Origin of the sequence: Pedobacter chinensis, assembly GCF_003339865.1 — a bacterium.
GTDB lineage: Bacteria > Bacteroidota > Bacteroidia > Sphingobacteriales > Sphingobacteriaceae > Pedobacter > Pedobacter chinensis.
Window position 1 is genome coordinate 1,049,585 of sequence record NZ_QPKV01000003.1, and the last position, 14,145, is coordinate 1,063,729.

The following is a 14,145-nucleotide window of genomic DNA, read 5'->3' on the forward strand; positions in this document are numbered from 1 at the left end:
GTATTATTTTGCGGCTGTGGTTTTAGTCCAGATTTTTAATTCATCGCAGGTGTTAAATTCGTCGTCAATTTTAATATAAGTGCTTTCACGACGTTTCTCGAACCATTCGCTTAAAGTACGATTTATTTTGTCACTTTGAGCAGCATCTCTGATTTTTGGAAAATCCTGAGCCATGTTTGCCTTGTGTGGCGGAATTTTTGATTTTAAATAAAGCAAACGATAACCTTGTTTGCCATCAGCAGCAGTATATAAATCTGGTTTAGAAATATCACCCACTTTCATGGTGTCAATCACTAAAAACACCGATGGATCTAATCTGTCGATTGGAATAAATGTGGTTCTTGACTGAACATTTTCTGCGTTTAACATCATACCACCATTGTACTTAGATTCTTTGTTATCTGAATATAAATTTGCAGCAGTAGCGAAAGATAGTTTTCTAGACATGATGTTGTTATAAATACTATCTGCATGTAGTTTCAAACGTGTTAAACTTTCGGGCGTAGTGGCAGGTCTGATTAAAATATGGCGAGCATGAACCTGTTCACCACGTCGTTCAATTACCTGTAAAATATGGAAACCAAATTCTGTTTCAAATACAGGTGAAATTTCACCAGCTTTAAGTTTAAATGCCCAGGCAGTAAACTCTTTTGCCATCATGCTTCTATCGAAGAAACCTAAATCACCACCATCTGATGATGAACCCGGATCTTCTGAATAGGTTTTAGCCAATACTCCAAAATCGTCGCCACCTTTAATTCTTAAACGTAATGCCTCAATTTTATCATGGAATCGCTGCTTTTCTGCCCTGGTTAATTTTGGGTCTAAAATGATTTCGCCAATTTCAACTTCCGTATTAAATTCGGGAATAGTATCGCCTAACGACTTGAAGTATTTTTCAACTTCCATTGGCGTTACATTGATGTTTTCAGTGATTTTTGCCTGCATTTTTTGAGCAATTAACCCATCCTTAATGGTTGGTCTCATCTCATCTTTATATTGCAGAACAGATTTATTTAAAAATTGCTCCAAACGTTCCTGTCCGCCGGCACGTTGCATCATTGAGCGCATACGTTTATCAACCTCATCATCAACCTGGCCATCTTCAACCATTACTGAATCGATTTCGGCTTGCTGTTTTAAAAGCTTTTGAGTAAGCGTGTTTTGTAAAATCCTGCATTTTATACTTTCATCTGGCGGATTGCCCTGATAAAGATATTGTGTGTATTCTTGATTGAGATCTGATAGTAAAATAATATTATTACCTACCACAGCAGCAACTTTATCGATGTTATGTTTCCCCGGTTGGGCATAACTATTTAAAAACAAGCAAATTAATGCAGTTGCTGCTAAAAAAACTTTTTTCATTCTATTTATTATATTTTGCAAATTTAATACTAATCCTTGTATCAATTAGATTTTACTGTTTAGCAAGTTTTCTCAACTCGTTTTCGTTAATCTTAATCTGATATTTTTCTTTAAGACCTTTAAGCCAGCTTTCCTCTAAACTTTGCTGGTAATCTGCTATTACCTGCCCTCTTATTTCGCTTAATGGTTTATTATAATTTTGTTGGTTTCTATTGTAAAAATCGTTCAAAGCCTGTTCATCATCCTGTGCCTTGTTCCAGATCTTTTGTTCGGATATGTTGAACATCAGCACACCCTCTTTGTATTCATTCAGCAAAAAATCCTGATCCTTATGATTTGCATTTGCTTTTTTATGCGTCATTAATGCATTTTCATAAGTTTTCACTTCTTCCTGATAAACCGGACTTTTATCAAGGCCCATTTCTCTTGCATCTAAAACTTTCAGTTTAAAATTTACATACAAATTTAAATAGTTCTGTAAGTTGGAGTAATCTGCGCTTACACTTCCATTATGGCTCTTTTTATAAGCCCATAGAAATTCTTTGGCACTTATTGATTTACCATTTACCACAGCTACGTTTTGTGCAAACGAACAACTGAAAATAAAGCTAAAAATAAATAAGCAGTAAGCCTTCTTTAAGCAGAGCACTCTATAAATTTTAAGGGATAAAAGTAACAATTAGCGGCGCTATTATAAGATATTTAACTAATTTTAACAGAAATTATTATCCAACAAAAATACGAATGGAAAACCAGGTTACCAACAATGCGAATGCTTTACGCTTATTTTTTACTGAAGATGTTTTTTTAGTGGAAGATGAAAACGTAAAAATACCCTCTGTTGTTGATGTAAAGCCGATTTCCGATCCAATTATAAAGTCAGAAAATTTAGTTCAGGAAACCGTTATACAGCATGAAATTGATGTAACTTTAGCCGCTAAGCCTGTAGAATCTGTTAAAAACTACATTCCGGAAGCGGAAATTACGCATATTGTGGCAGAACCCAAAGCTTCAAAGATGTTCAGGTTTTTAGGTGGAAATAAGAAATCGGTATTGATATTGGTTAATGATCAGTTGAATGATGTTAGCACTGAACAAGGGCGTGAGCTCCTCAGAAAAATTGTTAAAGCGGTTGATTTAAGCACACCCGATTTTGCGGTTGTTAACTATGCTCATTACCATGGAACAGATTTCATCGAACTGCATCAATTTTTTAAGCCTGCAATCATGCTTTCTTTCGGCGTTGAAATTTCAGATTTAAAATTGAATCTAACCTGGCAAAATGAAGTGATCATTCATGAAACCACAAGAATAATTTTTGCTCCAAACCTTCATCATCTGGATAGCGACTTGACCGCTAAAAAACTACTTTGGAGTAATCTCCAAAAAATTAAATAGGGTTACAGATATATTTGTAACACAAATTTGTTCAACCCCTAACCCCTAACCCCTAACCCCTAAACTTTAAACCCTAACCCCTAAACCTGTAATGAAAAAACTCGTGTTTGCGACCAATAACCAACATAAAACAGATGAAATTAGGTTAGCACTTTTAGGTCAGTACGATGTATTGAATTTGCAGGATATTGGCTGTACCGAAGATATTCCCGAAACCGCAGATACATTTGAAGGGAATGCAAGTTTGAAAAGTATGTATGTAGCCAAAAACTTCAATCTGGATTGCTTCGCAGATGATAGCGGTTTAGAAGTTGAAGCCTTGAATAATGAACCTGGTGTATATTCTGCCCGTTACAGTGGAAGTAGGGATAGCATGGAAAATATTCGATTGGTTTTGAATAAACTGAAGGGACAAGCAAACCGTAAAGCCAGATTTAAAACTGTTATTTCATTAATGCTTAATGGACAAAATCATTTTTTTGAGGGGATAATTGAAGGCACAATCAGAGAAACCTTATCGGGTTCAAAAGGCTTTGGTTACGATCCTATTTTTCAACCTAATGGTTATGATATCACTTTTGCAGAAATGGATATGGCTGAAAAAAATAAGATTAGTCATAGGGCAATCGCACTTCAAAAAATGATTGATTTTTTGAAAGGCTAGGTTATTAAAAACTTTTTTCTTTGAGTGCTCCTTCGTAATGTGGTTTATATGTGTCGATACCTAAAAGAGCTATACATTAAAAACAGTGACAATCGGGCGTATAGCCATTCAAAATTAATTCATTAACCTGTATAGCTATATACGGATAAGACATTTGTTTAACTGTTGTAGTGACCAGGTTAACCCCTGCTTAACCCTTTGTTAACTCTTTCTGTACCCTTTGTTAACCCTTTCTATACCCTTTGTTAACCCTTTGCTTACCCCGGCTTAACCCAAATGGTTAAGAAACAGTTAAGAAAAGGTAGAGGATTAGATGAAAAGCAGGCTATTCATCACGAGGAAATGTAATGGGATGATACTTCATAATCTCTGTCGTACATCCTCTGGCACACCGAAGGTTTAAGATAAAACTTTGTTGAGATTCCCGTCATTGCGAACTGAAGAAAAGGGATGTGGGTTGGTTCGATCATTTACTCGCTGCGGTTCCGTATTTTGATTTGGAGATTTTTCAGAGCCCAAGTGGAAGTGATATGAGAGGGTTTGTTGGAATGATTAGGGAAGTTAAAATCTTCTGGACAGCTGACCTAGACTGTCGTCATGCTGACCTGTAGCGAAGCGGAAAGCTACGAAGTAAATTTATTTTACAAATGGAGTTAGTGTTTTCAGTGGTCTTGTAGCTACTTCGTGGTCAGCATCTTTCCTGCTATTGGAGTGAAGCAATCTTTCCGATGCTTCAATTGGGATGACATTGATAGAACAGATTGCTTCGTCGTGCCTCCTGGCAATGACGGTGTTCTGCGGGGTGCAAATTGAAGGTTTAAAATAGAACATCGTTGAAACGCTCGTCATTGCGAACTGAAGAAAAGACATGTGCGTTGGAGTGAAGCAATCTTTCCGATGCTGCAATTGGAGATAAATTGATAGTACAGATTGCTTCGTCGTGCCTCCTCGCAATGACGGTGTTCTGAGAGCCACATATTGAAGATTTAAGTTAAGCTTGTTGAGATTCCCGTCATTGTGAACTGAAGAAAAGGGAAGTGGGTTGGAGTGAAGCAATCTTTCCGATGCTGCAATTGGAGATAAATTGATAGCACAGATTGCTTCGTCGTGCCTCCTCGCAGCGATGACGGTGTTCTGCGGGGCGCAAATTGAAGGTTTAAAATAGAACATTGTTGAAACGCTCGTCATTGCGAACTGAAGAAAAGGGAAGTGGGTGAAGCAATCTTTCCGATGCTTCAATTGGGATGACATTGATAGAACAGATTGCTTCGTCGTTCCTCCTGGCAATGACGGTGTTCTGCGGGGCGCAAATTGAAGGTTTAAGATAAAACATTGTCAAAACGCTCGTCATTGCGAACTGAAGAAAAGGGATGTGGGTTGGAGTGAAGCAATCTTTCCGACGCTTCAATTGGGATGACATTGATAGCACAGATTGCTTCGTCGTTCCTCCTCGCAGCAATGACGATATTCTGAGAACCTGGATTTAAACCGTCGCTATTTAGATAAATAGCAAAACCTACAATTTCTCCACAACCTTCTTTGATGAATCTGGTTTTGGTAAAACAGGTTTGATCCCGAAATTAGCCGTATCTAAAGGTTTTCCTTCAGGTAAATTTTTATCCAGGTTGAGGTTTATTTTTTCGTTTAGCGCACCAACCTTTTTGGTTAGTGAAAGGCTAACTGTATTTTTAGATGGCGTTGTTGTTTTGTTCGCCAGGGTTGTTTTAGGTGGAAGTGTTTTCAGATTTGCTTTAGGTTTCGCTTTGCCGGATGAACCTACAGCATCCTTTTTACTCTTCGGTCTTTCATTAGGCTTCCATGAAAATCCTTTCAAAACATGATCTTTTGCTATTTTATTCTCCGGATTTAAAGCACCCTCAACACCTTTGATGTAAACGATATCCTCAATATCATTTTCGTTATCCTTGAATATGAATTTAATACGGCTGCTTAGCGTTTGGTTCATTTCCTTATAAACCTTTGTGCTATCATCCTGAGTATAGTAAATACTTTCAGCGTTTCCATCAACATACATGGTTTTCAGCTTACCATCCTTAAAAAAGCCAGTCATTAACCTGCCTTTAATCTGATTAAACCTCAACGAATCTTTTGGAGTATTCACTAAAAAAGCATTTCTAATGGCTTGCAGGTTGTTGAGTTTTTTATTCTTAAACTGAACATAAATGGTGTCAGCAATCTGTTGTGAACCCTCCGACCAAATAATTGGATTAATAAAACAACGTAAAGTAGAATCTGCACTGGTGTAAAATAAGCTGTCGGTTTTAGCCTGAATGTTGGTTTTGAAAATTTTAACGCCATGGTAAGCTTTAATAATACGCGCTTGAACGGTATCTGCAGGATTAAATTTTGCAGTATCATTTTTTAAACCGGGCTTCAGGTTTACCAATGCTTTAGTTAAGCTGTCTGTTCCTGCGTTTTTCGTGATATTTTTGGAAAGACTATCAATCTTTGTTGTGCTTTTTACCACATTTCCTGCTTTTGTCTTCAGCTGATTGGTCAAGCTGTCAGTTTTTAAATTTGGCAATTTTTTAACTATAGAATCGGCCTTGCTTTTTAAAAAATTCTCAGCACTATCTGGGTTTATTTTTGGCAAGGTTTTACTTAGCGAATCAACGTTTAAACTATCAATGCCTTTATCTGGAAATAAGCTTTGCTTATCTGCAGCTTCTGGCTCATCTTTTGATTTCTTTTTCGCCCTTTTATCATTTTTTGATTTACTTGCCGTTGGAGCCTTAATATTGATTGGTGCAGATGCAGGAGCATCAGGAGCTTCCTTTGTTTCCTTAGTTCCACCATCTTCATCATCTTCTCCAACCTCATTATCAGCTTTGATAGATATTTTGGGGATTAGCTTTAATGTTTTTTGTAAAACCATTTGAGTTTCTAAAGTATCGGCACCCATCCATAAACTATCTGGCTGTTTCTTTCCTTTTACCAATACCGAATCCTCTGTTCCGATACCTAAATAAGCATTTCGGGTAACCAATGTTCTTTGATCGGCTTTGTAATAGTAACCCAAATCGCCAAACATTTTCATTTTATCTTTTGTATCAGAGAAAACGATGTTTTTAACCGCTTTTCCATAACCCACTTTCCCGAAATAATAAAGACTATCTCCTTTTAGCGATCTTGTGCCTTGTGTATAAAGGTTTTTCTTTCCGAAATAGGCATCTTCCGTCATGGTATTATAAGCGCCATTTTCGGTGTATAAATTATCGTCTTTACCCTTAATGTTTGTTGGCCCGTAAAAGTAAGTCCATTTGGTTTGTGTGTTGTAACGGAGCGTATCCGACTTAATGGTAACCTGAGGTGTTACCACAACCACATTGTAACGGAAATAGGCATCATTACTTGTGCTAAAGTAGTAGCCGTTTTTGCTCGTTAACGTTACTTCCTGATTAACGATTTTACCACCGCTGGTATAGGTGCCGATTTTGCTCAGTGTGTTGTAATCTAAAATATTAGTGGTTAAAACCGACGTTGGATCTTTCATTTGAACGTTTCCGGTCAAATGGGCATGCTTTTTATTTCCATCATATTCCAGCTGATCGGAATAAATATCGGTAGTAAGCTGGTTGATATGAACATTTTTAAAAGCCTCAAAATAGTTTCGTTCACTGTAAAAAACAGCACTATCACAAGTAAGTGTTGCATTATCCTGCTGAAAAACAGGATTACGCAAATAGCTGATTTTATTTTTGTTATCTCCGGTTATTCTGGAAAAAGAAACGACTTTAATCCTCGTTCCCTGTTGTTGGGCGAATAAAATAACGGGGAAGAATATTAAAAATAAAAAGACAAATAGTTTTTGCACTTTACAAAGTTAGTTTTTTGTTCCGAACGTTCGGAATACCAGTTAAAATTAAATATTTTTGAAGGATGTTACCTTTGGCACAATTTCAGGATTTTATTGAACAGCATCAGCTGTTTGCTAATGATAACAAGATTCTTTTAGCCGTTAGCGGAGGAAAAGATTCGGTATTGATGTTGCATTTATTTAAAGCAATAGGCGTTAATATTGGTGTAGCACATTGTAATTTCAATTTACGGGCAGATGAAGCACAGCGTGATGAGAACTTTGTAAAAATGCTTGCCGCCAGTCTGGACCTTCCTTTTTACATAACGCATTTTGATACAAAAAAATATGCAGCTGAACATAAAATTTCCACGCAAATGGCTGCGCGTGATTTACGATACAACTGGTTTGAAGAAATAAGAGATAAAGAAGGTTATGATTTTATCGCTTTAGCCCAGCATCAAAATGACATGGTTGAAACGGTGCTCATTAATCTTACCCGGGGAACAGGAATTGGTGGTTTACATGGAATTTTGCCTAAACGGGAAAAATTAATCAGGCCGCTTTTGTTTTTAAACCGCGAACAAATAAATGAACTGATAGAAGAAAATAATTTCGGTTTTGTTGAAGATAGTTCAAACCAAAGCACCAATTATACCCGCAATAAAATACGGCTAAAGGTAATTCCCCATCTTCAGGAAATCAATCCGAATTTAGAGAAAACATTTGCCGCGAATATTGCCCGCTTTGCTGATGTGGAGGAGTTTTTAAACCTGCAAGTTCAGAAACTTCATGATAAAATTATCAATAGAAAAACTGATGGCATTTATATTCCACTATCAGAAATAGCGAAGTTAAAGCCGCAAAAATTACTGCTTTTTGAGTTGCTTAAACCTTTTGGGTTCACTGAAAACATTGTTGATGAGATTCTGAATAACTTAAAAGCGATGAGTGGAACTCAATTTTTTAGTTCAAACCATCAGGCCATTATTAATAGAAATGATTTAGTTATTGTAGAGAAAAACGTAGTTGGAGTTAAAAATCAATTCATACATCCATCAACCACCTGCATTTTTTTGGGTAAGGATGAAATCAACTTATCTTTTTCAAATGATATTAAATTTGAAACTGACCCGAACAAAGCTTTTGTTAACGCCGATAAATTAATTTTTCCATTAATATTAAGATATTGGCAAAATGGAGATAAGTTTATTCCTTTGGGAATGCGCCAGCCGAAAAAGGTTAGTGATTTTTTTATCGATGAGAAAGTTCCCTTGCATTTAAAACACACAACTCCTATCTTAATAAATGGAAATGGCCATATTGTATGGATTGCAGGTATGCGACAGGATAATCGATATAAATTAACTACAGCAACAAAAAAAGTTGCTATATTCGAACTCAAAAATTAGTAAGTGGAAAGCAGATACGCCTATATCGAAAAACAATACATCGGTCGTGATTATGTTCGCATTTTCATCAGATTAATTATGGCCGCATTCTGTTTTGCAGCATACGTTTACGAGCGTGACCGGGATAATACCCAAGATTTATTCCTGGTAGTTGGTTTTGGCATTATTGGTGTTTCAATGCTTTTGCTTTTTCTTATTCAATATAAAATTATTGTTGATAACGGAAGCTTGATTTTGGATGGGCTTTGGACCACGAAACGTGTGAAAATTGATTTGAACAGCATTGTTGATGTCCGTAAAGCAACCTACAGCCGTTATTTTTTCAATAATCCTGTTTATAATCTACACACTAAAGGCACCATCCGTTTTTATTCTTCAGGAAAAGATGCTGTCGTACTAACCGACCGTGATGGTTTGGAGTATTTTATAGGTACCCAAAGACCAAATGAACTTTTCCTTGTGATCAAAGAAGAAATGAGAAATCTGAAATAATTTTTGGGTAAAAATTTACCCAATATTCAACATTTCAAAAACTGTAATATTCTTATATCCTCGATTTCATGCTTTGACCCATATTTTTTGCCTTGGGCATTTTAATTGAGTTGATGGTTATCAAAATGATCATCAATGAAAAAGTTAATATTCGCTTGTTTAATAAGTGTTGGATCAATTCCGGCAGTGGCTCAAACCTATCATCCAAAGGTTTCTAAAGATTCTTTAAATATTTTAACCAACCGGGTGGAAGTGTTGAAAATGAACATCAAGGTTTTAGAGCTTAAAATAAAAGAAGCAGGAGAAGAAGCCGACGTGGAAAAATTACGCTTAAAGTTGCTTGAAGCAAATGGAAATGCTAAAGTGTCTTCAGAAAATCATAGCGGAAACATCAATAAATCTGGTTTGATTGTGGATCAAAAAGCTGCAGAAAAGTTAGCGAAGAAAGCAAAAAGTGATACTGAAGATGCAAAAAAAGCCTTGGAGCGTTACAATAAACAGGTTGCTAAAGTGGAAGATATCCGTACTCAGATACAAGGTGAAGAACGTAAGTTAAGCTACAAAAAACCTCAGGTGGTTTATGATTATAAATAATTAAAGATTGTTCCTGGCTTAATTATCGCTCTGGTAACGGAGCGTTTTTCGTTTAGTTCAGAACTTAGCCGCAGATTTGCAGATTTAAAATAAATTCATGATTATGAAAAATCTCTACAATGGTTCTGATTATCCCTTTCGAGAAGAATGTTATTTAATCATTGGCATTGCAATGGAGATATATAGAATTTTAGGTAAAGGTTTTTAGAAATTGTTTATAAGGATGCGCTTGAAAATGAGCTTAATTTAAGAGGCATTAATTACGAAAGAGAAAAAGAATTCTCAGTAAATTATAAAGGAATAATTCTTAAGCACAAATTTTATGCAGACTTTGTTATCGATAACAAGATAATTCTCGAGATTAAATCGAGCACTGGGTTTGTTGATGAGTATTACGCTCAGGTATTAAATTATCTCACAATTTCGAAATTACAAATAGGTCTGTTAATCAACTTCAATGAAAAGTCTTTACAGTATAAAAGAATTATCCAAAGCAAATAATTGTTTTAATTCAATAAAAAATAATCTGCTAATCTGCGGCCACCTTCAATGAAAAGCCCCACAGCATAAAAAATAATCCAAAGCAAATAATTGTTTTAATTCAATAAAAAATAATCTGCGAATCTGCGGCCACCTTCAATGAAAAGCCCCGCAGCATAAAAAATTATCCAAAGCAAATGATTGTTTTAATTCAATAAAAAATAATCTGCTAATCTGCGGCCACCTTCAATGAAAAGCCCCACAGTATAAAAAATAATCCAAAGCAAATGATTGTTTTAATTCAATAAAAATAATCTGCTAATCTGCGGCTACCTTATCCAGAAAACATACCTGTTTTTATTGCAATATCCCGACACGTATTATACATTAAAATCGGCTACATTTGTGTTAACAACAATGCATGTATAAATGAAGATAGGAATTGTGTGCTACCCCACTTTCGGTGGTAGTGGAGTAGTTGCCACAGAGCTTGGGAAAGCACTCGCAAACGAGGGACATCAAGTTCACTTTATCACATATAGCCAACCAGCAAGGCTTGATTTCTTTTCAGCAAACCTATTTTATCACGAGGTTTCGGTAAGAGATTATCCACTTTTTGATTATGCACCTTATGAATCGGCCCTGGCAAGTAAACTGGTAGATGTTGTTCGTTTCGAGCAATTGGACGTTTTACATGTGCATTATGCTATTCCACATGCATCTGCGGCGTTTATGGCGAAACAAATTTTAGCCAGCTATGGTATTCACATCCCGGTTGTTACCACTTTGCATGGAACAGACATTACCCTTGTTGGTAAAGATCCAACCTATAAGCCTGTAGTAACTTTTTCTATCAACCAAAGCGACGGTGTAACCACTGTTTCTGAAGATTTGAAAGAAGATACTTATAATCATTTCGAAATTACCAAAGAAATTAAGGTAATCCCGAATTTTATCGATTTCAGCCGTTTTAGTTTACAGGCAAAAGATCATTTCAAAAAGGCAATTGCACCCAACAATGAGCGCATTTTAATCCATACCAGTAATTTCAGAAAGGTAAAACGTACGGCTGATGTTATTCGGATTTTTGAAAAAGTGCAAGCAGTAATTCCCTCAAAGCTTTTAATGGTGGGAGATGGCCCTGAACGTGCTTACGATGAACAACTTTGCCGTTCATTAGGTATTTGCGATCATGTGCGTTTCCTCGGTAAGCAAGATGCTGTTGAAGAAATTCTTTCTGTTTCTGATTTGTTTTTGATGCCATCTGAATCTGAAAGTTTCGGTTTGGCGGCTTTAGAAGCAATGGCTTGTAAGGTTCCTGCAATTACAACCAATGCTGGTGGTTTGCCTGAATTGAACATAGATGGATTCTGTGGATATATGAGTGAAGTTGGCGATGTTGATTCGATGGCTGCTTATGCAATTGAAATTTTAAAAGATGAAGAAATCTTAAACCGTTTCAAAGAAAATGCCTATACCAGAGCACAGGATTTTGATCTGAAAAAAATCCTGCCTTCATATATCAATTACTACAAAGAGGTAATCGAGAATTCGTTGCAAGCGAAATACTAAAATTTGGTTTTTTGTAGCTTAAACGCTTATATTTAAAGGTTTGGGCATATAATTGGAAGAAAAAAATCTTCGTTTCTGCAAAGTAGAACGCAATCAAACGTTTGTCTTAAAGCAGTGCTTTTTCTCAGGAAAGCGGTAAAAATTCGCCGTTTTTTCGAAGAAAATAAAAAAAGTGAAATTTTTTTTCAAAAAAATATGGCCAATGTTAAATCGGGTAATGCCCGGTTTGAAATGAACCTAATTAAATAAACACAATGAAGACCAAATTTTTTACGCTTGCATTGCTGCTGACTCTGGCGCTAAATTCAAACGCTCAAAACAAAGCAACTGCTGCAAAACACACGTTCGCGATTGCCGATGGCAACTTTCTGCTGGATGGAAAACCGGTTCAGATACACAGTGGCGAAATGCATTATGCCCGGATCCCAAAACCATATTGGCGTCACCGCTTAAAAATGATGAAAGCCATGGGCTTAAATGCCGTAGCCACCTATGTTTTTTGGAATTATCATGAAACATCTCCGGGCGTTTGGGATTTTAAATCGGGAAACAAAGATATTGCTGAATACATCAAGACAGCCGAAGAAGAAGGTTTATTCGTAATTCTTCGTCCAGGCCCATACGTATGTGCAGAGTGGGAATTTGGTGGTTACCCTTGGTTTTTATCTAAAGTTCCGGGAATGGTTATCCGTGGCAATAATTCCCAATATTTATCGGCAACCAAAGCTTATTTTACTGCACTTTATGGCCAGGTTAAAAATCTTCTGGTTAGCAACGGCGGGCCGATTATTATGGTTCAGGGAGAAAATGAGTTTGGCTCGTACGTTGCTCAACGCAAAGACATCAGCTTGGAAGATCATAAAAAATATAGTGCTGCGGTATTTCAGCAGTTGAAGGATGTTGGTTTTAACGTTCCGTTTTTCACTTCTGATGGCAGCTGGCTTTTTGAGGGTGGTGCACTGCCAGGTGCTTTGCCTACTGCCAATGGCGAAGATGATGTGGCGAAGTTGAAAGATATTGTTAATAAATTCAATGATGGCAAAGGGCCTTACATGGTTGCTGAGTTTTATCCCGGTTGGTTGGATCATTGGGCAGAACCTTTTCCGAAAGTTTCTTATAAAAGCACGGCGAAGCAAACACAAAAGTATTTAGATGGAGGAGTTTCATTTAATTATTACATGGTGCATGGCGGTACAAATTTCGGTTTTACATCTGGCGCCAATTACGATGGCAAACATGATATTCAACCAGATTTAACCAGCTACGATTATGATGCACCGATCAGTGAAGCAGGTTGGGCAACCAAAAAATACGATACTTTAAGATCAATGCTTAAAACTGCTTCAACACCTGCTGTGCCGGCTAAAAATCCAATCATTGCTATTCCAGACATTGCCTTAACCAAAGCTGTAGATTTAGAGGATCTTAAAAGTAAGATTACGCCTGTAAATGATGATAAACCGCTAACATTTGAGGAGTTAAATCAGGGGCACGGTTACGTTTGGTACAGTAAGAAATTCAATCAGCCCATTAGTGGTAAACTGGAGCTCGCCGGACTTCGGGATTATGCGATTGTATATGTGAACGGAACCAAAGTTGCTGAGTTAAACAGTTATTATAAAAAATACGATTGTGAAATTGACATCCCATTCAATGCTACATTGGACATTATCGTTGAAAATATGGGACGTATTAATTACGGATCTAAAATCATTAACAGTACCAAGGGAATCATTTCTCCGGTAATTATAAACGGGCAAACGATAACCGGAAATTGGGATATGTATAAATTACCAATGGATGTAGTGCCAAATATTGTTGCTGGCAAAAATACAGCCATTGCAGGAAGACCTGCAGTTTACCAGGGTAGTTTTACACTTGCTAAAACTGGAGATACTTTTCTGGATATGCGTGATTTTGGCAAAGGAATTGTATTCATTAACGGGATCAATATTGGTCGATATTGGAGCGTAGGTCCTCAGCAAACTTTATATGTACCGGGCTGTTGGTTAAAAGCTGGTAAAAATGACATCGTGATATTTGAGCAGAAAAATGATGTGATGCAAAAATCAGTTAAATCACTAACCACACCAATTTTAGAAGAACTTAAGCCTGAAAACGGTTTGCCAAAATAAAATATTTATTTATGACTTACGAAGTTTTTGGCGGGAAGGTAGGCGGGGAACTTCGTAGGTCATAAGCTATAATACAAAACTTGCGAAGTTCTGCTACGCTTTTGCCATTGAAACTTCGCAAGTTGATATGACTTACGAATTTAAAATCATCAACTTTAAATAAAACAAAACTTTCTCAAAATCAAATGATTATAAATCGTATCTTTGCGCCCT

General features: G+C 36.6%; 12 protein-coding genes. 9 read left to right on the forward strand and 3 right to left on the reverse strand.

The features are described 5' to 3' along the window. Nucleotides 1–3: 3 nt before the first annotated feature. Nucleotides 4–1,368 carry a peptidylprolyl isomerase gene (locus DU508_RS09810; protein WP_115402607.1) on the reverse strand — a complete coding sequence of 455 codons (1,365 nt, stop codon included), beginning with the start codon at nt 1,366–1,368 and terminating at the stop codon, nt 4–6. 52 nt (nt 1,369–1,420) lie between these two features. Next, on the reverse strand, nt 1,421–1,939 hold the full coding sequence (locus DU508_RS09815; RefSeq protein ID WP_233509474.1) for a hypothetical protein: 519 nt from the start codon (nt 1,937–1,939) through the stop codon (nt 1,421–1,423). 173 nt (nt 1,940–2,112) lie between these two features. Here DU508_RS09815 and DU508_RS09820 point away from each other — a divergent pair, with 173 nt between their 5' ends. Together DU508_RS09820 and DU508_RS09825 are read left to right on the forward strand one after the other, a co-directional pair. Then, nucleotides 2,113–2,766, forward strand: a complete 654-nt coding sequence (locus DU508_RS09820; RefSeq protein ID WP_115402609.1) for a hypothetical protein — start codon at nt 2,113–2,115, stop codon at nt 2,764–2,766. Between the two features lie 91 nt (nt 2,767–2,857). Then, complete coding sequence (locus tag DU508_RS09825; RefSeq protein WP_115402610.1) at nt 2,858–3,430, forward strand: non-canonical purine NTP diphosphatase; 573 nt, start codon at nt 2,858–2,860, stop codon at nt 3,428–3,430. Nucleotides 3,431–4,946: 1,516 nt separating this feature from the next. Here DU508_RS09825 and DU508_RS09830 read toward each other — a convergent pair. Further along, complete coding sequence (locus DU508_RS09830) at nt 4,947–7,265, reverse strand: OstA-like protein (protein ID WP_115402611.1); 2,319 nt, start codon at nt 7,263–7,265, stop codon at nt 4,947–4,949. A gap of 65 nt (nt 7,266–7,330) precedes the next feature. On the opposite strand from DU508_RS09830, the gene tilS reads away from it, so the two are divergent. From tilS to DU508_RS09860, 7 genes are all read left to right on the forward strand, one after another. Continuing rightward, nucleotides 7,331–8,659 (forward strand): tRNA lysidine(34) synthetase TilS, encoded by a 1,329-nt coding sequence (gene tilS / locus DU508_RS09835; protein WP_115402612.1) that lies wholly within the window; start codon nt 7,331–7,333, stop codon nt 8,657–8,659. Nucleotides 8,660–8,662: 3 nt separating this feature from the next. Beyond that, complete coding sequence (locus tag DU508_RS09840; RefSeq protein WP_115402613.1) at nt 8,663–9,151, forward strand: hypothetical protein; 489 nt, start codon at nt 8,663–8,665, stop codon at nt 9,149–9,151. Nucleotides 9,152–9,286: 135 nt separating this feature from the next. Next, complete coding sequence (locus DU508_RS09845; protein WP_115402614.1) at nt 9,287–9,745, forward strand: hypothetical protein; 459 nt, start codon at nt 9,287–9,289, stop codon at nt 9,743–9,745. A gap of 103 nt (nt 9,746–9,848) precedes the next feature. Further along, the gene (locus tag DU508_RS24050; protein ID WP_233509475.1) at nt 9,849–9,953 is read left to right on the forward strand and encodes a GxxExxY protein; all 105 of its coding nucleotides are present in this window, start codon (nt 9,849–9,851) and stop codon (nt 9,951–9,953) included. A gap of 47 nt (nt 9,954–10,000) precedes the next feature. Next, on the forward strand, nt 10,001–10,246 hold the full coding sequence (locus DU508_RS24310) for a GxxExxY protein (RefSeq protein WP_394341370.1): 246 nt from the start codon (nt 10,001–10,003) through the stop codon (nt 10,244–10,246). Between the two features lie 408 nt (nt 10,247–10,654). Then, nucleotides 10,655–11,797, forward strand: coding sequence for an N-acetyl-alpha-D-glucosaminyl L-malate synthase BshA (bshA, locus tag DU508_RS09855; RefSeq protein WP_115402615.1), 1,143 nt, complete (start codon nt 10,655–10,657; stop codon nt 11,795–11,797). A 254-nt stretch (nt 11,798–12,051) separates the two neighbouring features. Then, on the forward strand, nt 12,052–13,932 hold the full coding sequence (locus tag DU508_RS09860) for a beta-galactosidase (RefSeq protein ID WP_115402616.1): 1,881 nt from the start codon (nt 12,052–12,054) through the stop codon (nt 13,930–13,932). Nucleotides 13,933–14,145 lie beyond the last annotated feature (213 nt).

Coding starts and splice junctions, on each gene's coding strand:
- DU508_RS09810 (WP_115402607.1), bottom strand. CDS start 1,368: ATGAAAAAAGTTTTTTTAGCAGCAACTGCATTAATTTGCTTGTTTTTA.
- DU508_RS09820 (WP_115402609.1), top strand. CDS start 2,113: ATGGAAAACCAGGTTACCAACAATGCGAATGCTTTACGCTTATTTTTT.
- DU508_RS09825 (WP_115402610.1), top strand. CDS start 2,858: ATGAAAAAACTCGTGTTTGCGACCAATAACCAACATAAAACAGATGAA.
- tilS (WP_115402612.1), top strand. CDS start 7,331: ATGTTACCTTTGGCACAATTTCAGGATTTTATTGAACAGCATCAGCTG.
- DU508_RS09845 (WP_115402614.1), top strand. CDS start 9,287: ATGAAAAAGTTAATATTCGCTTGTTTAATAAGTGTTGGATCAATTCCG.
- DU508_RS24050 (WP_233509475.1), top strand. CDS start 9,849: ATGAAAAATCTCTACAATGGTTCTGATTATCCCTTTCGAGAAGAATGT.
- bshA (WP_115402615.1), top strand. CDS start 10,655: ATGAAGATAGGAATTGTGTGCTACCCCACTTTCGGTGGTAGTGGAGTA.
- DU508_RS09860 (WP_115402616.1), top strand. CDS start 12,052: ATGAAGACCAAATTTTTTACGCTTGCATTGCTGCTGACTCTGGCGCTA.